Source organism: Pyxidicoccus sp. M6 (assembly GCF_055568925.1).
In genome coordinates this window covers 11,102,324-11,127,613 of record NZ_CM145714.1, presented here as the reverse complement: position 1 = coordinate 11,127,613, position 25,290 = coordinate 11,102,324, and the positions used below count along the sequence as shown (strand labels likewise).

The 25,290-nt window shown below is 68.6% G+C and carries 24 protein-coding genes; 5 read left to right on the top strand and 19 right to left on the bottom strand.

Annotation, left to right across the window (positions count from 1 at the left end):
• Positions 1 to 59 precede the first annotated feature (59 nt).
• From ACVTJA_RS43595 to ACVTJA_RS43540, 12 genes are all read right to left on the bottom strand, one after another.
• Entirely contained in the window at positions 60 to 1,484 is a 1,425-nt protein-coding gene (locus ACVTJA_RS43595) for a lipase maturation factor family protein (RefSeq protein WP_465829599.1), read from the bottom strand.
• Between the two features lie 125 nt (positions 1,485 to 1,609).
• Entirely contained in the window at positions 1,610 to 2,806 is a 1,197-nt protein-coding gene (locus ACVTJA_RS43590) for an SMI1/KNR4 family protein (RefSeq protein ID WP_465829597.1), read from the bottom strand.
• A 149-nt stretch (positions 2,807 to 2,955) separates the two neighbouring features.
• Positions 2,956 to 3,336: a DUSAM domain-containing protein gene (locus ACVTJA_RS43585; protein WP_465829595.1), complete on the bottom strand. Its 381-nt coding sequence runs from the start codon at positions 3,334 to 3,336 to the stop codon at positions 2,956 to 2,958.
• Positions 3,337 to 3,685: 349 nt separating this feature from the next.
• On the bottom strand, positions 3,686 to 5,203 hold the full coding sequence (locus tag ACVTJA_RS43580) for a serine/threonine protein kinase (RefSeq protein WP_465829594.1): 1,518 nt from the start codon (positions 5,201 to 5,203) through the stop codon (positions 3,686 to 3,688).
• A gap of 132 nt (positions 5,204 to 5,335) precedes the next feature.
• Positions 5,336 to 6,349, bottom strand: a complete 1,014-nt coding sequence (locus ACVTJA_RS43575) for a quinone oxidoreductase family protein (RefSeq protein WP_465829592.1) — start codon at positions 6,347 to 6,349, stop codon at positions 5,336 to 5,338.
• A gap of 143 nt (positions 6,350 to 6,492) precedes the next feature.
• Entirely contained in the window at positions 6,493 to 7,869 is a 1,377-nt protein-coding gene (locus ACVTJA_RS43570; RefSeq protein ID WP_465829590.1) for a class I adenylate-forming enzyme family protein, read from the bottom strand.
• Positions 7,866 to 8,876: a 3-oxoacyl-ACP synthase III family protein gene (locus tag ACVTJA_RS43565; RefSeq protein ID WP_465829588.1), complete on the bottom strand. Its 1,011-nt coding sequence runs from the start codon at positions 8,874 to 8,876 to the stop codon at positions 7,866 to 7,868. The genes ACVTJA_RS43570 and ACVTJA_RS43565 overlap by 4 nt, the downstream gene beginning before the upstream one ends.
• A complete protein-coding gene (locus ACVTJA_RS43560) occupies positions 8,873 to 9,628 on the bottom strand; it encodes an SDR family NAD(P)-dependent oxidoreductase (RefSeq protein ID WP_465829587.1) in 756 nt (251 codons plus the stop codon). Before ACVTJA_RS43560 ends, ACVTJA_RS43565 begins: the two co-directional genes overlap by 4 nt.
• Entirely contained in the window at positions 9,625 to 9,861 is a 237-nt protein-coding gene (locus tag ACVTJA_RS43555; RefSeq protein WP_465829585.1) for an acyl carrier protein, read from the bottom strand. Before ACVTJA_RS43555 ends, ACVTJA_RS43560 begins: the two co-directional genes overlap by 4 nt.
• Positions 9,862 to 9,877: 16 nt before the next feature.
• Positions 9,878 to 10,927 carry a 3-oxoacyl-ACP synthase III family protein gene (locus tag ACVTJA_RS43550; RefSeq protein WP_465829583.1) on the bottom strand — a complete coding sequence of 350 codons (1,050 nt, stop codon included), beginning with the start codon at positions 10,925 to 10,927 and terminating at the stop codon, positions 9,878 to 9,880.
• Positions 10,924 to 11,715, bottom strand: coding sequence for a hypothetical protein (locus ACVTJA_RS43545; protein WP_465829582.1), 792 nt, complete (start codon positions 11,713 to 11,715; stop codon positions 10,924 to 10,926). The genes ACVTJA_RS43550 and ACVTJA_RS43545 overlap by 4 nt, the downstream gene beginning before the upstream one ends.
• Positions 11,712 to 12,902: a hypothetical protein gene (locus ACVTJA_RS43540; protein ID WP_465829580.1), complete on the bottom strand. Its 1,191-nt coding sequence runs from the start codon at positions 12,900 to 12,902 to the stop codon at positions 11,712 to 11,714. The genes ACVTJA_RS43545 and ACVTJA_RS43540 overlap by 4 nt, the downstream gene beginning before the upstream one ends.
• A 588-nt stretch (positions 12,903 to 13,490) precedes the next feature.
• Here ACVTJA_RS43540 and yjjX point away from each other — a divergent pair.
• Positions 13,491 to 14,018: an inosine/xanthosine triphosphatase gene (yjjX, locus tag ACVTJA_RS43535; RefSeq protein WP_465829579.1), complete on the top strand. Its 528-nt coding sequence runs from the start codon at positions 13,491 to 13,493 to the stop codon at positions 14,016 to 14,018.
• Between the two features lie 2 nt (positions 14,019 to 14,020).
• On the opposite strand, the gene ACVTJA_RS43530 is transcribed toward yjjX, so the two are convergent.
• The 4 genes from ACVTJA_RS43530 to ACVTJA_RS43515 all read right to left on the bottom strand — a co-directional run bounded on the left by ACVTJA_RS43530 (position 14,021) and on the right by ACVTJA_RS43515 (position 19,496).
• Entirely contained in the window at positions 14,021 to 14,380 is a 360-nt protein-coding gene (locus tag ACVTJA_RS43530) for a hypothetical protein (protein WP_465829578.1), read from the bottom strand.
• Positions 14,381 to 14,664: 284 nt separating this feature from the next.
• On the bottom strand, positions 14,665 to 16,461 hold the full coding sequence (locus ACVTJA_RS43525) for a hypothetical protein (protein WP_465829577.1): 1,797 nt from the start codon (positions 16,459 to 16,461) through the stop codon (positions 14,665 to 14,667).
• A gap of 110 nt (positions 16,462 to 16,571) precedes the next feature.
• The gene (locus tag ACVTJA_RS43520) at positions 16,572 to 17,900 is read right to left on the bottom strand and encodes an MFS transporter (RefSeq protein WP_465829576.1); all 1,329 of its coding nucleotides are present in this window, start codon (positions 17,898 to 17,900) and stop codon (positions 16,572 to 16,574) included.
• A 24-nt stretch (positions 17,901 to 17,924) separates the two neighbouring features.
• Positions 17,925 to 19,496 carry a B12-binding domain-containing radical SAM protein gene (locus ACVTJA_RS43515; RefSeq protein ID WP_465829575.1) on the bottom strand — a complete coding sequence of 524 codons (1,572 nt, stop codon included), beginning with the start codon at positions 19,494 to 19,496 and terminating at the stop codon, positions 17,925 to 17,927.
• A 158-nt stretch (positions 19,497 to 19,654) separates the two neighbouring features.
• Between ACVTJA_RS43515 and ACVTJA_RS43510 the strand changes: the two genes are divergently transcribed.
• The 4 genes from ACVTJA_RS43510 to ACVTJA_RS43495 all read left to right on the top strand — a co-directional run bounded on the left by ACVTJA_RS43510 (position 19,655) and on the right by ACVTJA_RS43495 (position 22,376).
• Positions 19,655 to 19,891, top strand: a complete 237-nt coding sequence (locus tag ACVTJA_RS43510) for a hypothetical protein (protein WP_465840773.1) — start codon at positions 19,655 to 19,657, stop codon at positions 19,889 to 19,891.
• Positions 19,852 to 20,064 (top strand): LysR substrate-binding domain-containing protein, encoded by a 213-nt coding sequence (locus ACVTJA_RS43505; RefSeq protein WP_465829574.1) that lies wholly within the window; start codon positions 19,852 to 19,854, stop codon positions 20,062 to 20,064. Before ACVTJA_RS43510 ends, ACVTJA_RS43505 begins: the two co-directional genes overlap by 40 nt.
• A 100-nt stretch (positions 20,065 to 20,164) precedes the next feature.
• A complete protein-coding gene (locus ACVTJA_RS43500; protein ID WP_465829573.1) occupies positions 20,165 to 22,069 on the top strand; it encodes a propionyl-CoA synthetase in 1,905 nt (634 codons plus the stop codon).
• A gap of 67 nt (positions 22,070 to 22,136) precedes the next feature.
• Positions 22,137 to 22,376, top strand: coding sequence for a hypothetical protein (locus ACVTJA_RS43495; RefSeq protein ID WP_465829572.1), 240 nt, complete (start codon positions 22,137 to 22,139; stop codon positions 22,374 to 22,376).
• 37 nt (positions 22,377 to 22,413) lie between these two features.
• On the opposite strand, the gene ACVTJA_RS43490 is transcribed toward ACVTJA_RS43495, so the two are convergent.
• The 3 genes from ACVTJA_RS43490 to ACVTJA_RS43480 form a co-directional block, all read right to left on the bottom strand.
• Positions 22,414 to 23,556: a serine hydrolase domain-containing protein gene (locus tag ACVTJA_RS43490; RefSeq protein WP_465829570.1), complete on the bottom strand. Its 1,143-nt coding sequence runs from the start codon at positions 23,554 to 23,556 to the stop codon at positions 22,414 to 22,416.
• Positions 23,557 to 23,631: 75 nt separating this feature from the next.
• Positions 23,632 to 24,177: a hypothetical protein gene (locus tag ACVTJA_RS43485; RefSeq protein WP_465829568.1), complete on the bottom strand. Its 546-nt coding sequence runs from the start codon at positions 24,175 to 24,177 to the stop codon at positions 23,632 to 23,634.
• 113 nt (positions 24,178 to 24,290) lie between these two features.
• Complete coding sequence (locus tag ACVTJA_RS43480; RefSeq protein WP_465829566.1) at positions 24,291 to 25,259, bottom strand: glycoside hydrolase family protein; 969 nt, start codon at positions 25,257 to 25,259, stop codon at positions 24,291 to 24,293.
• Between the last annotated feature and the right edge of the window lie 31 nt (positions 25,260 to 25,290).

Genomic DNA, 25,290 nt, shown 5'->3' with positions numbered 1-25,290 from the left:
GGGACACGCCTCGCGCCACGACGGCGCATTCTTCCCATCCATCCTCTCAGTAACAGATGTCAGTCAGTAAGCATCATGGGTGGGAGGTAGTCGCTCACGCGTGTGCGCTCCCACCATGCACCCGTGTCGCGCCGCTCTTTCCAGGTGGTGAAACGGTAGCGATACAGGACGGCGCGAATCACGCGGGGCGGGTGCTCTGGGAAGGGATTGCGCCGCAGCAGCCGGAGCGTGGCCGCGTCGCCTTGCAGGAGCCTCTCCAGGAAGGGCACGAACCACCGCTGCGCATAGGCCGGCGAGAGCGCGGCGAACCACATCAGCCAGTCGAGCCGCAGGTGGTACGGCGCCCATTGCGGCGGGCGCCGCTTCGGGTCCGTGGGCTTGCCCCGGAACTCGTACTCCCGCCACTCCGTGTCCGGCGTGAGGCGCTCGTCATTCGTGCCCTCGACGACGACCTCGAAGCGCTCACGGGTGACGCTGCCGAAGGCGCCGTAGGTGTTCACGAGGCGGAACGGGTCGAAGCTCGCGTTCATCAGTTGCCGCTCGGAGAAGAGGTTGCGCGCGGGCCGGTAGGAGAGCACGGCGAGGAGCACGGACACCGCGAGCACGAGCCAGTCGTGCCAGGGGACCCCTGTTGTGTCGGGCCGCTCCAGCGGCAGCACGTGCCCGAGCACGCCATCATCCAGGGCGGAGGCCGCGAGGATGATGGTGATGAAGTTGAGCCACGAGTAGTTGCCGCTCAGCACGAGCCACGACTGGGTGAGCGCCATGAACAGTCCCGCGAAGGTGGCGATGGGCTGCGGGAAGAAGAGCAGGAACGGCGCGACGAGCTGGGCGAAGTGGCTCCCGAGGACCTCGAGCCGGTGCAGCGGCTTGGGCAGGTGGTGGAAGTACCAGGAGAGCGGGTTGGGCATCGGCTGCGTCTCGTGGTGGTAGTCGAGGCAGGTGAGGTCCCTCCAGCACGCGTCGCCGCGCATCTTGATGAGCCCGGCGCCGAACTCGACGCGGAACAGCAGCCACCGGAAGAGCCAGAGGAGCGGGGCGGGCACGGCGCTCCAGGCCGGGCCGAGGAACGCGGCGAGGAAGCCGGCCTCGAGCAGGAGCGACTCCCAGCCGAAGGAGTAGAAGGTCTGCCCGACATTGACGATGGAGAGGTAGAGCGCCCACAGCACGAGCCACGTCGCGACGGTGAGGGGCACCGGCCATGAGTCGGGCACTCCCAGCACGACGGCGAGCGACAGGAGGATGCCCACGAGCGAGATGCCGACGAGCAGGCGGTCGGAGTAGCGCCAGTGAAAGAGGCTCGGCGCCTCCCAGAAGCGCCTCTGGGCGAGGTAGCGAGGGACGGGCAGGAGACCGTGCTCGCCGAGCAGCGGCCGGAACTGCTCCAGCGCGACGAGGAAGGCACTGAGGTAGCAGAGCCCGATGCCGCGTTGGAGCACGAGCCGCGCAATCCAGAGGTCCGGAGCGTGGAACCAGTCAGGCATGGCTCAACGCTATGTCCGGGCGCTGGCTCCTTCAGGTGCGGCGGCTCGTCCGCCCGGTGGCCTGCTGGCTCGGGGCCGAGTGAAGCCGCGAGGAGAACTGCTGTCCCACGTCCGCGAGACCCGGCTCAGGGCACCCGGGGCACGAGCGTGACGGGGAAGACGTAGCGCCAGTCCTCGGGAACGTGCGCTCCCCGGTCCTGGCGCTCACCGACGTTCCGCGTCCATTCCCCGGGCTGGTGGCCGCCACCGAACGCCGAGGCGAGTACCCGGTCGATGTCCTCGGGAGTCTTCACATCGAAGCGGATTCCCGCGAGCCGGACCGGGCCCTCGAATACGAAGGCGAAGTCGTGGCCGTACTGTGAATAGCGCGCTTCCCAGCGCAGCTTCAGGTCCGCGCCTGTGCGTTCCAGTACCGTCAGCCGGTTGTCGTGCAGGCTCGGCGCGTCGTTGCCGTACCACGCGTCCCAGTCACCTTCCGGACCGACGACGAGCGTCGGCCACTCCGCGAGCGTCGGGTGCCGACCTCCGCTCGCCTCGGCGACCGGGACGTTCGAGGCGTAGGGGGCTGGCTGGCCATCTTCGTTGGAGTGCTCGTCGACGTGGACTTCCAGCGAGTACATCACCGTGGCGCGGTCCGGCTGGTAGCGGTACTCGCGGGCCGTCAGGTCTGGGAGCCACGTACTGACATGGACGTCGATATGCGCGCCTTCAATCGCATGTCCATGCCCGGCCAGGACAAGTGGCTTCGCGGGAGTGGGCGTGTCGGCGGGGACCTTCTCGAGAGCCTCGGGATGGCTCCAGGGAGAGTCCGGCGCCTCGGGCATGGGTTCCACTGCGGCTTCCGGGAGAGGCGAGAGCCGGGCGAGGAACGCGCTGAAGGACTCCGCGCATTGACGCGGCACGAAGAGGTCCTCGGTCTCGCTCGGCGCGTCGCTGTCGAAGAACCAGACGGTTCCCCGGGGGGAGTCCGGCCGGTCCGCGAGCTGCACGCCGAAGCGGTTGATGCTGCCCCGCTGGTTCGCGAAGACCAGCACGTCGGATGGGATGTTCTCGTTCCCGTATTCGAGCTGGAGCCATCCCTTGTCGTGCAGGCCGTGGAGCTCGTCGATTTGCACCTCCCGCTCCAGGCCGTCGCGGAGCCCGGTGTCACATGCTCCCAGGAACGCGCCGTTGTAGTGGACGAGCACCTCCCGGAAGTCGGCGGGCAGCGGATTCGGAAGGCCTCGCTCGAACCGGGCCAGCCGCTCGGGCGTGAGCTCGGGATGGCGCGAGTCGTGACTGACGCGCGAAGCGAGGGCAGGGGGCATGGTGCTGGGAGGCATGACGCCAACCTAACCAGCTTCGGACCTGTCAGGGACAGTAGTCCTGGTTTCAGAACGAGATGGGCCGCGTCGATACGTTCACGTGGGCGGGCCGAGCTTCATCCGCGTTGCTCCGGCCGCGACACCATGCTGGAGGCGTCCGCGCGCCGTCAATCCGCGTCGTCCAGCGCATCGAGGTACGTCTGGGTGATTTCCCGGTAGTGTGGCACGGCCTCCACATCGAGCACGTCTTGCAGCACCCTCCGCGCGCTCGCCAGGTCACCCGCCTCCTTGCGCTGGTCTGCTTCGCTCATGGCACGTGATAGGCGTCGCGAACCTACGCGGATGCGCGTCGCAATCTCCTTCAGCAGTTCGGCGGCGCTCGCATCGCTCTGGAGTGCTCGCTCAACCACTTCTGGAGCAATGGCTACGTCCTTCCCCGTGTCGCGCAGGAGGGTCTCAATCTCATCCGTCACCGAGAAGGGTTGCCCTAGATTGGTGATGCGGTGATTCAGGTTCCGGATTGCATCCCAATTGCGTGGGTCGGGCATTCAGGCTGCTCCAGTGCTGCTTCCAACCTTCATCTGGGTCATCTTCACTCATGGCGGAGGTGGCCAGCTTTGCGCCCGCCATGCCACCCAGGATGGCAGCAGCCTCGGATGCGGAAAGGCCGCAGGCCTCGGGGTTGCCAGGGTGGGTCTGCACGCAGCAAGTTTCCGAGTCCGAACATGGGATGCTGGCGCAACTTGTGAAGAGCCAGGCAGGAGTTACCAGGGCAAGGGCACGCATGCGGCCCGGGGTAGGTTTTCGGTTCGGCATGATTCTCGGGACTCGTGCGAGGAAGCCAGGCGATGGCTCGGTGGTGGGGACGGCTGCATCGTATCGCCCGACGATCTTCACTCACTCCGCCGGGCCAGAAGTGGGAGGACGAGTGGACGGGAAGACGGCCACATAGCACGCGTCCTCGTACACATAGCCGCTCTCGTCACAGTCCTTGGGGGCGAGGGCCAGCTTCAGCCAGCAGCCGCCATTGATGGGCACCTGCCCCTTGCGCGGGCACCGACCGTTGGCATCCGGCCGCAGTTGTCCCGGGAAGGGCTTGGGTGGCATGCCCAGGGCAATGGTCGACCACGCGGACGGCGGCACGGTGGATGGCAGGGGTTCCGTCAGGGCCGAGTCACCGACGGCAACGGTGCCGCCGTCCTTCGCCTCCTCGGTTGCCGAGATGGGGGCGTGTCCGGGCCACATGCTCAGCAGCCACGCGATTCCCAGCGCCACCAGTGGGACTCCCGCAGCGGCCGTGATGCTCCAACGTCTCCTGCTCCCGCCTCGACTCCGGAACGGGGCGCGCCGCGAGGATGCACCCAACTCGTAGGGTCGAGCTTCTTCCGGGCCGCGTCGGCGGCGGAAGGAGGCGCGCCGCCAGGATGCACTCACGTTGACGGGCCGGGCTTCGTTCGGGTTGCCTCGGCCACGCGACGAGGCGGGCCGGACCTCTTCCGATGTGAAGAGAGGCGCATCCGCCTCCGGCCCGGCCTCGCGCGCTGCCTGCTCCAGCGCCTCGGCCAGCTCGCGTGCGCTGCCACGCGCCTCCGGACTCACGGAGAGCATCCGGGAAACGAGGGCATCCAGCTCCACACAGCAGCGTCCATTGAGGACTCGTGGAGAGAACTGGCTCGGGCTCGCCAGCCGCCACAGGCGGGCTCCCTCACCCGCCAGTCCCTGCTCGGGAGGATATTCGCCGGTCACCAGCCGGTACGCGGTGACGCCCAATGCGAAGACGTCATCCGCCGGTCCGGGCGCGTAGGGCACGGCCGGGTCGAGGCCGGGGCGCAGCACGGAGCGCCACGCCTCCGGTGAACGGTATGCCGGCGTTCCGGGAGGAAACGGCGGCCAGGTCATGGTGGCGGCGCCCATGTAGTGGCCGGAGCCGAAGTCGGTCAGGAAGACCTGACCATCTCCATCCCTCACAAGGATGTTGTCGCCTTTCACATCCCTGTGGACGCCCCCTGCGGAATGAGTGGCCTCCAGGGCCCGCGCGAGACTGGCGAGGCATGAGAGCACCTGCCGGGAGGTGGGCAGTTGCTCCGTCGCCCAGTAATAGAGCGGCGCTCCGTCGACACACTCCATGACGAGGTACGGGTATGCCGTGCCGGCCCGGTCCTGCCATTCCCCATGTCCTACGAGACGAGGAACGTTCGGATGATGGAGGCGTGAGAGCAGCTCCACCTCTCGTGCGAACCGCTCATCCCGAGGACGCAGTGCCAGCTTGATGGCCACGGACCCCCGGTGCCCCTCCGCCGCGATAGCGCGATAGACGGCGCCGTAGACGCCGCATCCCCGTCGCTCCAGCACGCGCCATGACCCCACGCGTGTGCCCAGGGGAAGCCGTGCCGGGTTCAGGTTGCCAGACGTCATGAAGGTCTCGTGAGGAGGGTGGCGGGTGCTCCGCCTGCGTGAGCCTACTCCCAGAGCGGGACCTGTTGCGGCGCCGTGCTCCCCCACACGAGAGCGGGCCTGGAGACGTTGGTGAGGGCAGGGGCCGGGACGTCAGGGGACGACGACCATTCGCCGGCCTCGGTGGCTTCTCCCCCAGGCGTCTTCCACCTCTTCGAGCCGAACCGCATCGACGCCAATCCGGAGCCTACCCAGCGCAAGTTGGCCGAGGAACGCGGGAATGGCCTCGATGAAGCGCGCGACGGGGATGCTGCCACCGCCACTGCCGCAGAGGGTGATGTCCACGCCGCGCAGCACGGCGGCACGGAACGAGGCGGTCGCGCCCGCGCTCTCGCCGACCTCGACGAGGCGGATGGGGCGCGCGCTGGAGCCCCGAACGAGTGCCGAATGACCCGAGCGTTTCTGGGCGAGGGCCGAAAGCACCACTTCGGTGGGATGACCCCAGAGATAGTCGAGGATGATGTCGATGCCCGTATCCCCGGCCTCGCGCGCCAGCGCTCGGCCCAGTTCCTCGTCTGGCTGGTCGAGGCGGAGGACTGCATCGGCGCCTTGCTGGCGAAGTGCCTGCAACACTTCCGCGTTCCGCCCCGCCGCGATGATGCGCCCCGCTCCGAGCTGCCTGGCCACCTGCACCGCGAGCTGCCCCGCGATGCCGGTCGCTCCCAGGATGAGGACGGTCTCTCCGGGGACGAGCCGGGCACGCCAGGTGAGCGCGAGCCATGAGGACAGCCCGGGGTTCATGACGCCCGCGACCGTCACGTCATCCAGTCCCTCGGGAAGCGGAAAGCACATCTCACGAGGGACGACGCTCCGCTCGGCCATGGTTCCGTGGGGGAAGCGAGGGAGCCCAAAATAGACGCGGGTGCCGTCTTCGAGTCTCCCCACACCATCCACCCCGGCGACGAACGGGAGCTCGCCGGTACTCGCGAGATGGGCGCCGCGGACAATCGTCCTCACCAGTTGATGGAGCCCGGCCGCATGGACGTTCACGAGGACCTCTCCCGCTGCGGGAATGGGCTCGGGGAACGCGTCGCAGCGGGGCGGCTGCCCCAGGGTGTGTACGACGGCGGCCTTCATCGAAGCGGTCTTGAGAATGGTCTGATTCATGACCTCCAGAATGAAAGTAAAAGCTTATGTACTCAACTTGCATTCCCCCCGGGCCCGGCGGGGGCGAGCACGAGGTCGGAGGAGATGTGAGGAAGGACGGTTCGTGGCGCGATAATTAAATCGGTTGCTTACATTTTTGCCGCTCAGCCGATGCGAAGCTCCGGGCGCAGGGACTCTGACAAGCGGGCGCGCTGTAGCTTTCCATTCGGCGTCCGTGGGAGATGCTCCACCCGGTAGAAGTCGGTGGGCACCTTGTGCGTGGACAGCCTGCGGCCCAGCACCTGCCGCAGCTCGCGCCGAGGAGCGCACGTCGCTCCGGGCCGGAGCTGGAGGAAGGCCGTAAGCGTGGTGCCGTAGAGCGAGTCCTCCCGTCCCCACACCGCGGCGTCCTCCACTCCGGGCAGCTCGCGCAGGGCCGCTTCAATCTCGAAGGGGCTCAATCGCTCGCCGCCCACCTTGAGCAGGTCGTCATTGCGGCCCAGCAGCGTCACCAAGCCGTCCGAGCCAAGCTCCGCGAGGTCTCCGGTCCGCAGCCACCCGTCCTCCACCTTCTCGCGCGTGGCCTCGGGCGCGCCGAGGTAGCCCAGCATCAACTGGTCTCCCCGAACGCACAGCTCGCCCTCGGCGGTGAGCTTCACGGCGAGGTTGCCCACCGGGTAACCGGTGGCGTTGCTCAGGAACGCGGAGTGGTCGCTGCGCAGGCACAGCACGCGCGGGGACAGCTCCGTCTGGCCATAGTTCGTGTACACGTGGCTGTTGGGAAAGGCTTGCAGCAGTCGCTGACGGAGCGGCAGGCCCAGCGCCGCGCCCGCGGAGACGACGTGCGTCACCTCCTGCGTGCGCAGTGGTCCGTCTCCCATCAGGCGCAGCAGCGTTTCGTAATGGGAAGGGACGCCGCTGAGCATCCCCACCAGCCGCCCCTCGTCGAGCAGCGCCTTCAGCTCCACCAGATTGCCCAGCAACACCGTGGGGATGCCCACCGCCAGCGCGGGCAGGAGCTGGCCCAGCAGGCCAAACGAATACGACAGCGGAAGGAACAGCGTCTGCGCCGGCACGGAGTCGAAGTCCAACGAGCTCCGTACGGCGGCCACGTTCGCCTCGATGTTCCTCCGCGAGAGTTGCACGGCACGTGGCGCTCCCGTGCTGCCGGAGGTGAACAGCACGACCGCTGTCTCCGGGTGGTGCTTTGGCACCTCGGCCTCACTGTGCCAGGTGACGGAGAGCGCGTCGTCCAGCTCGAAGCAGCAGCCCAGTCCCTCCCGTCGGGCCTCTACCTCCACGGCGGTCCACTCCGGAGCGAATACGGCCAGAGGGACTCCCGCCTCGTAGAGCGCGAGGAAGCTCGCGACGAACGCGCGGCTCCGGTGTGCACTCAGGATGGCGATGCCGGGCGGCAGTCCACCGAGACGCCGCTTGCGTGCTTCGACGTCGTCGCGAAGGGCTGCGAACGACAACGACTCGCCACCCAGCGTGAGGGCCACGGTGGAGTCGGCCTGTGTGAAGGCGTACGTGGTGCTCATAGGCTGTGCAGCAGCGCGCAGGCCGAGGCGCCGCCGGCTCCCGCCGAGACGAGGAGGACGCGCTGCCCGGGCTTCAGCGGGAGCTGCTCCTTCAGGTGCGCGAGGGCAATGCCCACGCTGGCGCCCGACGTGTTGCCCGTGAAGCGCACCGTCTCCACCACCCGAGCCGGGTCCGCGCCCAGCTTCTCCGTTATCGCCCGCATCAGGTGCAGGTTGGCCTGGTGCGGGACAATCCAGTCGATGTCCGACACCTTCAGCTCGAGCCGGCGCAGCAGCGAGTCCGCGCCCGCGGACATGTTGTCCACACCCTTCATGAACAGCGTGGCCCCATGTTCCATCTTCAGGAACACCTTCGCGGGGTCATCGTTCCGGTGGTGCGGCAGCCGCGAGCCTCCCGCCCGGATGGCGATGATGTCCGCCATGGATGCGTCCGCCGCCAGCTCGCTCGCCACGAACTGGAAGTCCGCCCCCTCGGGGTTGCGGGACACGAGGCAGCTCGCGCTCCCGTCTCCAAACAGCGCCGTCGTCGCCAGGTCCTCGCGGTTGAGGAACTTGGAGCGGATGTCCGCGGCGATGACCAGTTGGTCGCTGCCCGTGGACGACGCGAGCGCCGCGCCCACGTGCACGGCGCTGGTGAAGCCCGCGCACGCCGCGCTCAAATCCAACACGCCGACCCGGTCGATTCCCAGTCGCGGGAGAATCAGCGGCGACGTGGGCGGAGTAGGGAAGTCACCGGAGACGGTGGCCAGCAGCACCTGGGCGATGCGCTTGCGGTCGATGCCGCGCTCCTCCAGCAGTCGCAGCGCCGCCGCGGACGCCACGTCGCTGCACGCCTGTCCGTCCTCCACCCAGCGCCGCTGCTCCACGCCCGTGCGGTGCGTAATCCAGCTCGGCCGCGCGCGGGTGCCCATCCAGTCGAGCACGTCCTGGTTCGTCACCACGCGCTCGGGAAGCCAGGACTTCGGGCCGAGCAGGTACACCGGCTCCGTGGGTTTGAGAAAGCTCATGTCCGCAACACTCCTTCCAGCCGGAACATCGGCAGACCGCCGGTGACGTCCAGCACCGCGCCGTTGATGTACTGGTGTGGGGACAGCAGCGAATCGAGCACCTCGCCCACGTGCTCGGGCTCGCCCAGCGTCCCCTGCGGAATGACGCCGCCCATCCGCTCCACGTAGCGGGACTTCGACCAGTACTTCTTCGTCCGCTCCGTCTTGAAGATGCCCAGCCGCACCGTGTTGGAGAGGACGTTGAACTCGCCGTAGTCCACCGCCAGGTTGCGCATCAGCCCCTCCAGCGCGGACTTGCACAGGACATAGGCGCCGTACCGTCCCGTGCCATTCACGGTGGAGACGCTGGAGATGAAGACGATGCGCCCCCACCGCGCCTCCACCATCGACGGCAGCACCCGGCGCAGCAGCCAGAGGTTGCCCATCAGGTTCGCGGTGACGTCCGCCTCCAGCGCCTCCTGGGGCAATTCGTGGAAGCGGTAGAGCGGAGGCCGCCGCGTCCAGGCATTCAGCACCAATCCCTGGAGCCCCTGTGCCAGCAATTCCGCGAGCGCTGCCTCACCCGTGGCTGGGGCCGACAAATCCAACACCAGTCCCCGTGCCTCCAACCCCTCCGTTCGGTAGCGGGCCAGCGTCGCCTCCAGCGACTCCGCCGACGAGGCCGTCACGAAGACTTCGTCACCCAGCGCCAGCCGGCGGCGGGCGATGGAGCGCCCGATGTCCGAGCTGCCTCCGGTGATGAGCACCCTCATGACGCGCCCAGCTTCCGCACCCAACCCGTCAGCGAGTCGAGCGTGCTGAAGGCCGCCTCGGAGAAGTCGCGGCCGGAGATGCGCAGCGAGAACTCCTTCTCCAGCGCCGCCACGGTGAGCACCATCATCAAGCTGTCCATGCCGTAGGCGGACAGCGGCTCGGACGTGCTGGCGGGGACGTCCTCCATGCCCGCCGCGCGCAATGCATTGCCGATGCGTTCGACCAGCTCCATGCCTCACCCCACCTCGTCAGCGCTTCACCCAGTGCTGCATCGCGAAGGACAGGCCTCCGCCCACGCTCATCAGGAGCACCTGGTCCCCGGGCGCGAACAGGCCTTGCTCCATGGCCTCGGACAGCGAGAACAGGACGGACGCACCGCCCACGTTGCCCACGCGGTCCGCGCTCCACACGAGCTGCGCTTCCAGCCCGCCCACCTCGCAGACCTGCTCGATGAGCTTGCGATTGATTTGATGGGCCACCACCCACCGGATGTCCTTCACGCCCCGGCCGCCGGGGAACATCGCGCCGAGCATCTCCAGATACCGGCGCAGGGCTTCCTCGCGGAGCCGCGTGCCGTCACCCACCATGGCGTAGCCGCCCGCCTCCAGCGTGGCCCGGTCCGGCGGCAGCCGCCCCGGCACCGTGTAGAGGTCCACCAGGCTTCCATCGGTGGAATAGACACAGCGGCGTATCTCGAAGTCGGGGTACACGGACTCGCGCTTCAGCCACACTGCGGCGCCGCCATCCGCGAGGATGAACCACGTCTCCTTCACGGCCGGGTTCATCACCTTGGACAGCGTCTCCGCGCAGCTCACCAGCACGTTGCTATGGCCGCTGCCCAGCAGTGCGACGGCCAGGTGCAGGCTGGCGAGCGAGGTGGAGCAGCCCGCCTTCAGCTCCCACGCGGACGCGTCGCTCCCCAGCCGTCCCAGGATGGCCGCGGCCTGCGAGCCCGAGTAGCGGCTCGTCGTCGTCGTGCCGTGGATGAAGGCCTCCACCTCCGCGCCGGTCCGCCCGCCGAGGGCCTGCCTCGCGGCGGCCAGTGCCAGCGACTCGCTCGTCTCCTCGTCCTCGCGCGGGGGCGCTCCGTCGAACACGGGCAGCCGCGCGAGGTGGCGCTGGTGGAAGCCCAGCCGCGAGGCCACCTTCCGGCCCAGCGCCTCCAACGACTCGGGCGAGCGGCCCCGCTGCTCCGGGTCCAGCGCCAACAGCTCCGCGTTGGACACGGGCCGCCCTCCCGGCAGCGCGCGGCCGTGCCCCAGCACCTGGATGCCCAGGCGTGGCTCGAGCACATTCATGACGCGCGCTCCTCGGGACGGGGTTCGGCGGGCGGCGCCTCCGACTTACGGGCCGGGTTGAAGTGCTCCCACTCGAAGTTCTCCAGCCGCGAGTCCTCGGGCAGCGAGTCCTTCAGGAGTTTGTTGTGCATCCCAATCCAGCTTCGCGAGCCGATGGTGGTGCGAGGCCCCACCACGGCGCCGGCCGCGAGGAACACGTTGTCGCCGATGTTCACCTCGCCCAGCATCACCTTGTCCCCGAGGAACATGTGGCCGATGACGAGGACATTCGCGCCCATCGTGCAGCCCTTGCCGATGGTCAGCAGCGGGTAGTCCGCCAGCACCGCGAAGATGGAGGAGTTGACGCCGTACGCGATGCGCGCCCCCATGGCTCGCCAGTAGAGGTACTTGGTGACGTAGAAGGAGAAGAAGAACGGCTGGAGCCCGGAGATGCGCACCGAGTGGCCCAGGCACAGCGTCATGAACCAGGCCAGGTAGTCCCGGGACATCTCCATCTTGTACGTGCCCGGCCGCATCCTCGGGATGCACAGGCGCACGAACCAGCACACCCCGAGGAACGAGCCCGCCAGGACTCCGGGCGCCAGCAGCGCCCAGAGCGCGAAGGCTGGCTGCTCCCAGCTCCAGCGCAGGTAGAGCGCGAAGCACCACCACGCCGCCAGCGCGGGCGTGAGGGAGAACGTCATCGTGATGAAGTCCACCAGCAGCACCCGCGTGAAGCCGAAGGCCTGCGACTGGTGCTTGAACTTCCGCCGCGCCGTGCCGAGCGCGTCCACCGTGCTCTCCGTCATGCGGCCTCCTGGCGGACGGGAGCGCTCGGCTCGGGGTTGACCTGGTAGAGCGGGAAGTAGGACGCGACGCGCCCCTCTTCGACGTCACGCGCGAGCTGCGGGACTTCCTCCCACGCGTAGACGCGCTCGCCGTCCACCGGGGGCAGCCAGCCCGCCTCCTCGGCGAAGCCCACCGAGGCCACGGCCTCGGAGAAGCGCGCGTAGTGGGTGTTGATGTGCTGGTGGCGCTTGGTGCACTCGGTGGAGCGCGAGAGCTCCATGAGGTCCGCGCCCAGCTTCCACCCGGCGGAGGTGATGACGCCCTCGCGGCCCAGCGCCTTGAGGCTGGCCTGGAGGAGCGGGCCGCCGATGTGGTCGATGAAGATGGAGACGTCCTGTCCCCGGCCGGCCTCCTTCACCCGCGCGAGGAACTGCTTCTCCGACTGCGTGTAGCGCTGACGGTACGCGGCGTCCGCCGCGAAGCGGGCCGGGTCCAGCATCAGGTCGGGGAACTCGCGCCTGTCGAGCGGGATGATGCCCACGGACTTCAGGTGCCGCAGCCGGTCCTCCTGCGAGGCGACCATGGCCACGCGGCATCCCGCCTGGCGCGCGAGCAGGAGCTGCGCGTAGGCCACGCCGCCGCCCCAGCCGACCACGAAGGGGACGGGGCAGTCGGACTCGCTGACCTGGAGGCGGAAGCAGCCCCAGGCGAGCCGCCAGTTGGACCACGCGGTGATGTACCGCAGGGAGAAGGCCGCCCACTGCCGCAGCGAGTGGCGGCTGTTGGCGGGGATGGGGATGAGCACGTGCTGCGGCAGCCGCGTGCGGCGGGCGAGCAGGCCCATGGTGCGGCTGGCGTCGTAGGCCAGCACCTTCACCGGGTAGCCGTGCTCGTCCGCCTCCGCGTTGCAGAACACGAGGCAGACGTCGCCGGGGCGGATGCGGGAGACGTTGCTTCCCGTCTCCACCACGCGCACTACGCCCGCGTTGCCGAGGACGACCTTGTCCTCGCGGCGCAGCCGGCAGATGTCCACGGGCACGCGTTGGATGGCGTGGCCCATGTTGCCCTCCCAGCAGCCGTAGATGGGCTCCGCTACCACGTCCTCGGGACCGGGGTCCGGGAAGGAGAAGGACTCCTCCACCAGTGCCCCTGGGACTGTCTGCCCTCGCTCCCCGCGGTGAAGGACCCAGGCCTGCGTCTCGCGCATGATTCCTCCCATGGCTCGCACGCTCTCGCGGCGCGCCGAAGTGGAAGGGATGATGTTGAAACCTGATTCAGGTTCCAAGAATGCCCCGGGTGCGCGCCCGGGTTGATTCATGGAAGAGCGCGGCGGGTTGCCACGACGCGAGGACTTCAGGGCACGCGGGAGGTTGCACGCCACGGCCATGCCGCGACGCGTGCATGAAGGCACGGTTGAGGCGCTCGCAATCGCGGAGGACCGAAGCGAGACACCGGGTCATGTGACCTGCCAGGGTTTGCGCGGGCACTGAAACGGTGATCAGCAGGGGCGCTCACCGCCGATGTGACGGGGCGGCACTGACGGAAAGTTTCGCGACGAATGCAGTGAGCAGCGGCGCCACTGCTTTGGGGCGCTCGTTGTGGGGCCGGTGTCCGGCGTCGTCGATGACGTGGAGCTCCGCGTGGGGCAGCGCCGCGTGGACTCGACGCGCCTTCCAGCGCTGGACCGGGATGAGCCCCGGGCGCTATCGCCGGAGCCCGTCCTCCGAGTGAGGCGTGCGCTCCATGGGCTCGAAATGTGTGGCGCCAGCCACGGGAGCCGCGAATCCTTCCGCCCATGTTCCGCACCATCGCCGTCGGCTCGACCAACCCCGCCAAGTCCTCCGCCGTGCGCGCCCTCTGCGAGCGCGCCTTTCCCGGCTGCCGCATCGTCGCCATCGAGGTGCCCAGCGGTGTTCCGGAGCAACCCATCGGCGAGCCGCAAACGGCGGAGGGCGCTCGCAACCGGGCTCGGGCGGCGCTCGCCGCGGTGGAGGGCGCGCAGCTCGGCTTCGGCCTCGAGGGAGGCGTGGACGCCGAGGGGCACCTCATCAACTGCGTGGCTGTGGTCTGTGCCGATGGCCGCGAGAATCAGGCGTGGGGCGTGCGCTTCCCGCTGCCGCCCGCCGTCGCCGCGCGGGCGCTGCGAGGAGAAGAGCTCGGGCCCGTCATGGACGAGGTGTCTGGCCGCACCGAGAGCAAGAAGAGCCTCGGCGCGGTGGGCATCCTCACCAACGGCCTCTTCACCCGGGCGGACATGTGGCAAGGCCCGGTGGCCTGCTCCCTCATGCCGTTCCTGCACCCGGAGCTGTACGCCGCCTCTTGAGGCTACTCGCCCTTGCTCGCGACGGCGCCCGGGCCGCGGAGGTCACCCTGGCCCTGGTCATCCGTCAGCACCCAGAAGAGCACGTACGGGTCGGTGCTCAGCTCCACACCCGGGTGGGGGCGCACGGAGACGGTGAGCATCCGGCCATTCTCCATCCCTTCAGGTATGGACCCGCAGCGCCGCGGCGTCTGCGAGCGGCTCGAGGAGCTCCGCGTGCCCTTCTCCACGTCGACCACCTCGATGGAATCGAGCTCGGAGGCACTCGAGCGGGTGGACCAGACCTCGCGCTTCCGGAGCTTGGGGTCATCAAGCAACTCGTGGGCCTCCACCTGAAAGTCGTAGCCCCAGGTGAGCCTGTCCACGCGGGCGAGCTCTTCCGAGCCGAACCTCGTCGAGCATGCCTTGAATCTGGTTGTAGAACGGACCGTTGCCGCTGCGCTTGTCGGCCCGGGCAATCATGAAGGCCTCACCGAGGCAGCCGGGAAGCAGCAGCAGGCTCACAGCGAAAAGAGCACATCGGGACAGGGGGCCCCGCGAAAGGGCCCCCACGCTTCGTGGCGTCAGGGTCATGCGAGGAAGGGCCCGAGCGATTCAAAAGTCGCATCGAATTTCGCATCGCCCCTGATTGCGGGCCCTTACCGCCGCTTCACGGCAGGACGCTGATATTCGCCGCCGCGGTGGCCTGCCCGAAGCCGGTGCCGGTCTTCGCCAGGGTGCGCTGGAAGACGTACACGCCGGGCACGGTGGGGGCGGTGACCTCGAACGTGAAGGTCCGCTCGCCGCCCCGGTGGATGCGCTCGCCGTCATTCAGCGACACGGACGCCACGTCCCATGCAGGCGTCCCGGGCTGCGCCTCCAGCCGGATGGCATTGCCTTCGGACCACGCGGTGGTGCCGGCGTTGCTCAGGGTGACGGAGACCTGGAAGCGCTGCCCCGCGCGCACCGTGGTGGGCACGGACTGGCTGACGAAGCGCGCGTCGAGAGGCCGCGCCTGGAGGTAGCCCTCCAGCACCGTCCTGCGCTGGGGCAGGAACTGCTCGCGCAGCGCCGGGGAGATTTCGAAGCGGCTGGCGTCGGCCGGGTCATCCCGCTCCGTGCTGTGCACGAAGTTCGCGGAGGCAGGCCACGTCAGGCCGCCACCCACCGGCCGGCCGCTGTTGCGCTGGTGGCACCCGCCGCAGGACAGGGCCTGGGCGCGAGCGACGATGTCCCGGGGCGTCAGCGTGCTGCCCACACGAGCGAGCTCCTGGCTGATGGCCTGGTGGAACGCGCTGGGGCCCGCGCCGAGCTGGGCGATGTAGTCATCCGCGATGCCCGGCGCCTGCGAGATGTCCTGGCCGGCGTTGAAGGTGTCCGGCACGCGGTAGTTGAAGCGGTTGAGGTCGTTGATGGCCAGGCTCGCCACCTGCGTGAGGAAGTGGCTCTGGAAGGCCGCGGCCCGCGGGTGCGTGGAGTTGGGGTTGAACAGCTCGCCGTAGGGGTTGGTCTTCACCGTCGCCGGGACGAACTTCAGCGTGCAGGCGGGCAGCGCGGTGCAGTCCTTCAGCAGCTTGAACTCATGCATCAGCCACGGCGTTTCGAGGCCGCCCTGGAGGAACTGGTTGGTGCGCACCTGGCCCAGGCTCTTCGCGTTGTCGCCGTAGTGCGTGGCGCCCACCACCGGCTCGAAGCCCGGCAGGCCTGTGAAGTAGAAGGACTCGAGCCTGCTGGCACGCGCCGCTGAATCTGCCTCGGAGGACAGCGACGCCCAGAAGTCCGCGACGGGCCGGCACCCCTCGATGCCCAGCTCGGGCTTCGGGTTGGGTAGCACCGACTCGAAGATGATGAAGTTGCGGTTCGTGGGCGCGAAGGGGACCTTGGCCAGGACGATGCGGTACTCGCCGCAGTTGGAGCCGTCCACGGGAGCCAGGTCGAAACGGTTGTAGAGGCCCACCGCCACGTAGCTGTCCAGGTTGAGGGCCGAGTCCGGCCGCGCCTGGCTGCCCTCGCTCGGGCGGCACACGTAGGGGAAGCCGTTGAGCGTGTTGCCCTGGTCGGAGCAGTGCGGCATCCCCGGCAGGTCCGCCTGCCCGGGTGCCGGGTTCTGCGTGTCCCAGAGCTGGCGGAAGAGCTGCTCAACGGTGAAGCCCGTGCCGCCGTGCTGCGCCACCAACTGGCTGAACACGCGCCGCGCGCCGAACCGGGCGAGGATGCTCTTCTCCGTCACGGCCAGCGAGCGGCGGGGGTCGAGGGCCGTGGGAGTGGCGGCCGGCTGCGTGGGTGGGGGCGGGGGCTGCATGCCGACACCGGTGCGGTCGGAGTGCAGCGGCACCGGCTCCAGCTCCTCGGTCGCTGGAGACTCACCTCCGGAGCTCTCCTCTTCTGGCGGCATGCCCTCACAGGCGCTCAACAGGGTGGTGGCGAGCACCACCTGGCAGACCCGCTTGAACAGTTCGTGGCTCATGGGACTCCCTCGCGCGGCGGGTGAGCTCCACATGCTTCGTGGAGGCGCCGTTCAGAGGGTTGGACCCGTGGCCTTCTTCTTCGGGCAACCGGGAGTCGCGCGGTGGCTTTTCAGAGCGAGGGCGTCATCGCGGCGAAGCGCGCCCGGCCCAGGCTCAGGAGGTACACGGCGACCATCATGCCCACACCGCACAGCGCCGCCACGTAGTGCGCGGGGGCCAGCGGGTTCTCCTTCATCATCAGGGTGACGACCAGCGGCGTCAGGCCTCCGAAGATGGCGTAGGCGACGTTGTAGGAGAACGACAGCCCGGAGAAGCGCACCGCCGGCGGGAAGGCGCGCACCATCACCGTGGGCACCACGCCCACCACGCCGACGCAGAAGCCCACCGCCGCGTACAGGGGGAACAGGTGCTCCGGCGCCGCGCCCACGCCTCGGTAGAAGACATACGTCATCACCAGCAGCAGCCCGCAGCCCGTCGCCAGCGCCCGGCCCATGCCCATCCAGTCCGCGAGCAGTCCGTAGGCGACGCAGCCCACCGAGAGGCTCAGCGTGGCGATGCTCGCGGCCTCCAGCGCCTGGGCCGGGGCAATGCCATACAGCTTCTGCACCAGCGTGGGCGTCATCAGGATGACCACCACGATGCCGGCCGTGAGCACCCAGGTGAGCAGCATGGAGACCACCACCGCGACGCCATGGCCGCGCAGCACGGCCTTGAGCGGCAACTCCTGCACCAGCGCGCGCCGCTGCCGCATCTCCTCGAACACCGGCGTCTCCGCGAGCCAGCGGCGCAGGAACACGGCGAAGAAGCCGAACACGCCTCCCACGAGGAAGGGGATGCGCCAGCCGAAGGCCTGCACCTCCTCCGGGGTGAAGATGCGGTTCACCAGCGTGGCCACCAGCGAGCCGAGCAGGATTCCCAGCGTGAGCCCCGACGTCAGCGTGCCGCACGCGAAGCCCACACGGTGGGGCGGCACGTGCTCCGAGACGAACACCCACGCGCCCGGCACCTCGCCGCCCACCGCCGCGCCCTGGCAGATGCGCAAGAGGAGCAGGGCCAGCGGCGCCGCGTAGCCGGCCGTCTCGTACGTGGGCAGCGCGCCGATGAGCAGCGTGGGCACCGACATCATGAAGACGCTGAGCGTGAACATGCGCTTGCGGCCGGTCCGGTCGCCGAAGTGCGCCATGATGATGCCGCCCAGCGGACGCGCGAGGTACCCCGCGGAGAACAGGCCGAACGCCTGGAGCTGCCGCAGCCAGTCCGGCGTGTCCGCCGGGAAGAAGCGCTGACCAATCACCGTCGTGAAGAACACGAAGATGATGAAGTCGTAGAACTCCAGCGCCCCCCCGAGCGCGGCCAGCCCGAGCGTCCGGGCATCCTGGCCTGTGAGGGGGCGCTGCGCGGAAGTCTGCCCGGATTCGAGGTTCGAAGGGGTCGCCATGCGTGCGGCCGGAGCATACGTCGCTCAGGCGGCGCTGGCGACGCGGGAGGGCTTCTGCTTCTCCTCGTCAATCGCCTGGCGAATCTTCTGCGAGACGAATTGTGAGAACGGGCCGAAGTGCAGGTACAGCGCCATCAGCGACACCGTGTACCGGATGGAGCCGGGGTTGGACACCAGCGCCTTCGCCAGCGTCTTCCAGAAGTGCGCCCGTGTGGACGTCCGCGAGCTCATCTTCGTCGCCAGCCGCACGAAGCCGCGCAGCTCCTTGAGCTGCTTCATCAAGGACGGCTTGTAGCGGCGGTGGCGCGAGTCCAGCCACTTCCCCGCGCGCAGCACGCGGGGGAAGTACTTCTCCGGGGCGTAGACGGTCTCCACCACCTTCAGGTAGTCGCTGAGGATGTCCGCGCGGGGCCGGCGCGGCGCGAAGTTGATGCCGGCCGTGCACTGGTCGCTCTCGCCGTCCGGCTGGAGGTCGTGGTTCTCGTGCAGGCGTCCCTCGGCGGTGAGCCGGCGGGTGAGCTGCGTGTTGGGCAGCGCGTAGAGCAGGCCCACCATGCTCGCGGGAATGGCGGCGTCCTCGATGCACTCGATGATGCCTCGCGCCACGCTGTCCCGCTCGCTGTCGAAGCCGATGATGAAGCCCGCGTTGACGAACATGCCGTGCGCGTAGATTTTCTCGATGCTCTCGGTGACGGGGCGCCGCGTGTTCTGGCGCTTCTGCATCGCCACGAGCGTCTTCTCGTCCGGGCTTTCGATGCCCACGAAGATGGCGAAGAAGCCCACGTCCCGCATCATCTCCATCAGCGCCGGGTCATCCGCGAGGTTGATGGAGGCCTCGGTGGTGAACTCGAAGGGCCAGTCGCGCTCCTCGAGCCACACCTTCAGCTTCGGCAGCAGCTCCTTCACCAGCTTCTTGTTGCCGATGAAGTTGTCGTCCACGAGGTCGACGTGGCCCCGGTAGCCGAGGTCATGGAGCGTCTGGAGCTCCTGGAATATCTGCTCGGGCGTCTTCGCGCGCGGGCGGCGGCCGTACAGCTCGATGATGTCGCAGAACTCGCAGTTGAACGGGCAGCCCCGGCAGAACTGGATGCCCACGTGGTTGTAGAGGTCCAGCCGGAGCAAATCGAAGCGGGGCACGGGCGAGCGGGAGACGTCTGCCTTTGCCGCGTCCTGGTACACGTGCTTCGCCTCGCCCCGGGCGAAGTCCGCGAGGAAGGGCGGAATGGTGACTTCACCCTCACCGAGCACGAGGTGGGTGGCCTCGTCGTAGACGTGGGGGCTGCTGGTCGGGTCCGGCCCGCCGACGACGACGCACTTGCCCAGGGCGCGGGCCCGCCGGATGAGGTCCAGGCAGTCACGCTGCTGCGGCAGCATGGCGCCAATCAACACGAGGTCGGCCCAGGCGAGCGTGGCGTCGTCGAGTGTCTCGACGTTGCGGTCCACCAGCCGGAGCTCCCAGTCTTGCGGCAGCAACGCCGCCACTGTGCAGAGCCCCAGCGGTGCCGCGGGGTACCGCGCATCGAGGAGACCGCACGTCTCGCGATAGTTCCAGAAGGACGCCGAACGAAACTCCGGGTGGAGCAGCAGCGCGCGCATGGGGGTTCCTGGTACTGGTGGGTGTTTGATGAGCGAGTCTTCCCTTTCAACACCGCGGGGCTCCTGGCCTGTTACTCCGCGCGTATGGAATTGGACATTGGTTGCGCCTGAGGTGCGTGTTCCTCTCACCCAGGGATTTGAGTCCGGATGAAGAAGTTGTGGCTGATGGGAGCGGCACGGCCAGCACGTGCGAGGACTCGGTGGACCGCTGCTCGGAGGCGGAGCTCGACGCCATGCAGGAGTACTTCGACTGCGTCGAGGACCTTCCCACGTGCACGAGCGCGACGCGGGATGCGTTCCGCGAGAAGCGGGTCGACTGCGTCCAGCCCCTCGTGGAGATGGAGGTGAGCGAGGAGTGCGCCGCCGCGTTCCTCCCCTCCGACCTGGAGGTCTGAGGGACGGCATCGCCCGGCTTCCCGAATCTTTTGCGCTCCGCGCGGTGCGCGCGCAGAAGTTGCGCACCGTGCCCGACGCGTTCTGCCCGCCGCCGGTGGAGTGGCATGCGCTGTACCCGAGCGCTCGCAGCGTGTCCCCGAAGGTGCGGGCCTTCCAGGCACTGCTCATGTGAGCTGATGGCTGCGTGAATGTTCGTCTGATGTTGGACTGGAGGCCGTCAGGACGCCCATTTCCCACGTGCTAGCGTTTGCGTGACTCCAGGGAGGGGACGCATGACGGGCACGTACCGCGCGATTCATGAAAGGTCGCTGAGGGAACCGGAGCGCTTCTGGGCCGAGGCCGCCGAGGGCATCCACTGGTATCGCCGATGGGACAGGGTGCTCGATGACTCGCGAGCGCCCTTCTATCGCTGGTTCGCCGGAGGGCAGCTCAACACCTGTTACAACGCGCTGGACCGGCACGTGGAGCAGGGACGCGGAGACCAGGCCGCGCTCATCTACGACAGCCCCGTCACGAACACGGTCCAGACCTTCACGTACCGCGAGCTGCTGGAGCGCGTGGCGCGGTTCGCCGGGGCCCTCGCGCGCCAGGGCGTGACGAAGGGCGACCGCGTCATCATCTACATGCCCATGGTGCCCGAGGCGGTGGTCGCCATGCTCGCGTGTGCCCGCATCGGCGCCATCCACTCGGTGGTGTTCGGCGGCTTCGCCCCGCGCGAGCTGGCGGCGCGCATCGACGACGCGAAGCCGAAGGTGATTGTCTCCGCGTCCTGCGGCATCGAGGTGGCTCGCGTCATCTCGTACAAGCCGCTGCTCGACGAGGCCATCCACCTCGCGTCACACAAACCCTCTGCGTGTTTCATCCTCCAGCGTCCGCAGTTGCGCGCGCTGCTCGTGCAGGGCCGGGACGTGGACTGGCAGCAGGCGGTGGAGGACGCCCCGGCCGCGGACTGCGTGCCGGTGGCGGCGACGGACCCGCTCTACATCCTCTACACCTCCGGCACGACGGGGCAGCCGAAGGGCATCGTCCGGGACAACGGCGGCCACGCGGTGGCGCTCCTCTGGACGATGAAGCACGTCTACGGTGTCTCGCCCGGCGAGGTGTACTGGGCTGCGTCCGACGTGGGCTGGGTGGTGGGCCACTCGTACATCGTCTACGCGCCGCTGCTGAACGGGAACACCACCGTCCTGTACGAGGGCAAGCCCGTGGGCACGCCCGACGCGGGGGCCTTCTGGCGCGTCATCTCGCAGCATGGGGTGAGTGTCATGTTCACCGCGCCCACCGCGTTCCGCGCAATCAAGCGGGATGACCCGAACGGTGAGCTGCTCAGGAAGTACGACCTGTCGAAGTTCCGCACGCTGTTCCTCGCGGGCGAGCGCTGCGACCCGGACACCCTCCGCTGGGCGGAGACGATGCTGCGGCGGCCGGTCATCGACCACTGGTGGCAGACGGAGACGGGCTGGGCCATCGTTGCCAATCCCATGGGCGTCGAGCACCTGCCGGTGAAGGTGGGCTCTCCCACGGTGCCCATGCCCGGCTACGACGTGCGCGTCCTCGACGAGGAGGGGCGCGAGACGGAGCCCGACAAGATTGGCGCCATCGTGGTGAAGCTGCCGCTGCCGCCGGGCTGCCTGCCCACGCTGTGGAACGCGGACGCGCGTTACGTGGACTCGTACCTGAGCGCCTTCAAGGGGTACTACCTGACGGGTGATGCGGGCTACAAGGACGCGGAAGGTTACGTCTACATCATGAGCCGCATCGACGACATCATCAACGTCGCCGGCCACCGGCTCTCCACGGGCGCCATGGAGGAGGTGCTGGCCTCCCATCCCGACGTCGCCGAGTGCGCGGTGCTGGGCGCGGCCGACTCGCTCAAGGGCGAGGTGCCTCTCGGCTTCCTCGTGCTCAAGGCCGGCGTGCAGCGGCCGCATGAGGACATCGTGAAGGAAGTGGTGCAGTTGGTGCGCGACAAGATTGGCCCTGTGGCCGCCTTCAAGACGGCCACCGTGGTGCAGCGCCTGCCCAAGACGCGCTCCGGCAAAATCCTGCGCGGCACCATGAAGAAGATTGCCGACGGCACCGAGTACAAGGTCCCCGCCACCATCGACGACGCGGCGACGCTCGACGAGGTGGCGGAGGCGCTGAGGAAGGCCGGGTACGCCAGGAAGGACGGATAGTCGCGGTCTGAATACACTTTGTGACAGAGTGTCTCTGTTTCACCCAACGCAGGCAGAGGAGACACACATGTTCTCGAAGCTCACGCGTTTCACGTTGGTGCTGGGTGGTGCCGCGGGTCTGGCCCTGGGCGGCTACCTGTCGTCCGTCGTCGGGAGCGAGGCGGAGGCCTCGCCCGCCGCTGTCATGTCCGTGCAGCCGGACATGTCGGAGGCCCTGGCCGACCAGTCCGTGATGGCCTGTAGCTCCACCTGCTATGGCGCCTGCAAGCGGTGCATCCTGGGCGTGTGCGAGGACATCTGTAAGTAGTCACGCCGGCTGAAGCAGGTGCCGCCGCGGCGCTCGGTCAGTGCGCGAGCGCCGCGCGGATGAGGGGCTGGAGGTCGCCCATGAGGTCCACGGAGAAGCCGACCACGCCCTCGTCGTTGCGCTCCAACTGCATGCCGAGCACGGCGTAGTAGCCGGCCTCGCGGTCCATCCACGGCGTCCAGCCGAACGCGCCCGGCGAGCTGATGAGGTCGCAACCCGTCGCGGGCGTATCGCAGTGCAGCCACGCCGTGAGCCCGTAGCGGGCGTCCAGCCCCAGGTCCTTCACGGGCGAGTTGCCAATCACCACGTTGGGGTAGGGCTCGCGCGTCTGGGCGTCGAACAACTCCGGCGTACCGCGCACGAGGCCCGCTTGGCTGCCCTTGTGGAAGACGAGCGCGAGCAGCGGGGCGTACTCGTTCATCGACGCGCGCAGGCCTCCGGCGATGAGCGGGTTGGTGGTGCCCTGCGCCTTGCGGGGGAGGGTGAAGTACGTCACCTCCGGCGGCAGGCCGAGCGGGGTCGCCAGCGTCTCGCGGAAGAGCTGGTTCCAACTCTTGCCCGTCTTCACCTCGGCCATGCGCGCCGCCACCTCGAGGTGCGTGCTGCCGTAGTCGAAGCGCGTGCCGGGCGGGGTCACCTGTGGCGTGGTGGCGATGGTGGCCACGCACTCCGCCAGGGTGAGGTCGGGCTGGAGCGTGCAGAGGTGCTCGTTCTGCATGCCCGAGGTGAAGGACAGCAGGTGGCGCAGGGTGATGTTGGCCTTGTCGCCCGTCCAGCCGAGCACCTCGCCCGTGGTGGAGTCGAGCGTGAGGTGGCCCTGGCGGATGACCTCGAAGAGGACGGCGCCGGCAATCATCTTCGAGGAGGACGCCACCGCGACACGCCGGTCCGGCGCAAAGTCACCCACCATGTGCTCGTACACCTTGCGGTCCTGGGCGTCGTACACGGCGAGGCCCAGTCCCGGGACCTTGCCGGAGCCCGCATCCGCGACCCGGGCCTCCAGGAGCGCCTCCACGGCATCCCACGGCGTGCCCGCGTCGACGGTGCCGCCTCCGTCACTCCCCGCGTCCGAGACGCCCGCGTCGTTCGTCGTCCCTCCATCGGAGTCGGAGGACGAGCTCCCACCACAGGCCCACAGCGTCACACCCAGCGACAGACACAACACGCGCACCACGTTCATGGATGTCTCCCTGACGGCTCCAACACGTGGCGCGGTTGAAGGTTGCGGGAGATTCATGTCACCCGGGCCTTCAGGTCAGTGGCCCAGTGGGCTGAAGTCCCCCGTGCTGTCCACGTGGAAGGGGAGCTTGAGCGTCAGGACGAGGCCTATCTCCCTTCCGTGCCGTGGCTTCTCGCCTCCGAGCCCCGGCGTTTCGGGGCCGGTGAGGGGAATTCCGAAGCGCACGCCCAGCGAGCCGAAGACGAAGGCCACATAGGGAGCGATGTGAAGTCCCGTCGTGGCGACGTGGTTCTTGTCCGCCGTCTCGTGCATGAGCCCCAGCTCCATGCCCAGGAACATGTACGTGCCCTGGATGCCTCCGCAGAGCCGCGCGTACTGGCCTCCCATCAACTGCGCCTGGGCAAAGGCTCCGAGCGCCCCGAGCTTGTCGACGTGGTTGAGCGTGGCCTCCACGCCCAGGCCCAGCTCCCGCTCGTCCTCCTTCGAGCGGCCCGAGAAGCTGAACAGGGGGCCGACGGAGAAGTACGTCTCCCCCTCCGGAAGCTTCATGTCCGCCCGGGCCTCGAAGGCCAGGAGCAGGGCGGGGAGCAGGGCGAGCAGGATGGGCGTGCGTGAGGTCATGCCGCCACCCGGTTGCAATGACCATTCCGGGGACGCCTTCGACGGTGACGAGGCCCTGGCGCTGTGCAGCGGCGTGCACAGCGGGCAGCGGCCGATACGCCCGGCTCAGGTGCTCACTTGTGGGGCAGCGAGAGGTAGTGCGTGCCCAGCTCCGTCAGCGCGCCGGGGGCACCCAGCAGGCTCGCGAAGCACGGGTCATTGGTCCACCGGCCGGTGAACCAGGCGTAGCGGAACACGTCGTCCCGGCTCTCGCAGACGGAGACCATCTCCGCCATCTGCGCCTTCTGCTTCGCGACGGAGTCAATCTGCGCGCCGTCGTTCTGACTGTGGCAGTTGGCGAACTCCGTCACCCAGAATGGCTTGCCGTACTTCTTGAGCCTGTCGAGCTGGCCCGCGAGCCCGTAGTCGTACCAATGGAACGCGAGGTAATCGATGCGCGGCTCGCGGTTGCCATTCGCCGCGCGGTAGGCCGCGTAGAAGGCGTCGAGCCAGACGACGGGGTCCGAGTACCCCTGCATCGTCCCCCAGTTCATCGCCGGGCCAACGAGCTTCCCTCCCGTGTTGGCGGCGACGCTCTCGTAGCGGGGCCACAGCGCGGCCGCGGCCTGCGGCGACAGGTTGGACTGGTCCGTGAGGTTGGGCTCGTTGAGGAGCAGCAGGTATTTGACGTGGGGATTGGCCTTGAGCCAGGCCTCGACGTTGGCCGCGTCGAAGTTCCCGTTCCAGAGCATGGGGATGAAGTCCATGCCGTAGCGCGTGCGGTAGTCCGAGGGCACGTCGCGGTGCGGCCGGGGGCTCCAGTTGTACCACCAGCTCACGCCCGGAGAGACGGCGGCGAGGTCCGCGGGCGTCGCGAGGTCGAAGGCGATGCCGCGCTTGGCGCTCTTCGTCGCGGTCTGGGTGCCCCCGTCGGACGGGGTGGTGCCCGCGTCGCTCGGGCCGTGGGTGCCCGCGTCCGTGGTGACGCCGGCATCGGTCCCCGTCTGGGTGCCCGCGTCGTCGTCCTTCGGCTGCGAGGTGGCCGGGTCACATCCCAGGAGCAGGAGCACCGCGAGACAGGCCGGTGCGAAGGCGCTTCTCATGTGGCTTCACCTCGGGCCGCGAGGGGCCCTG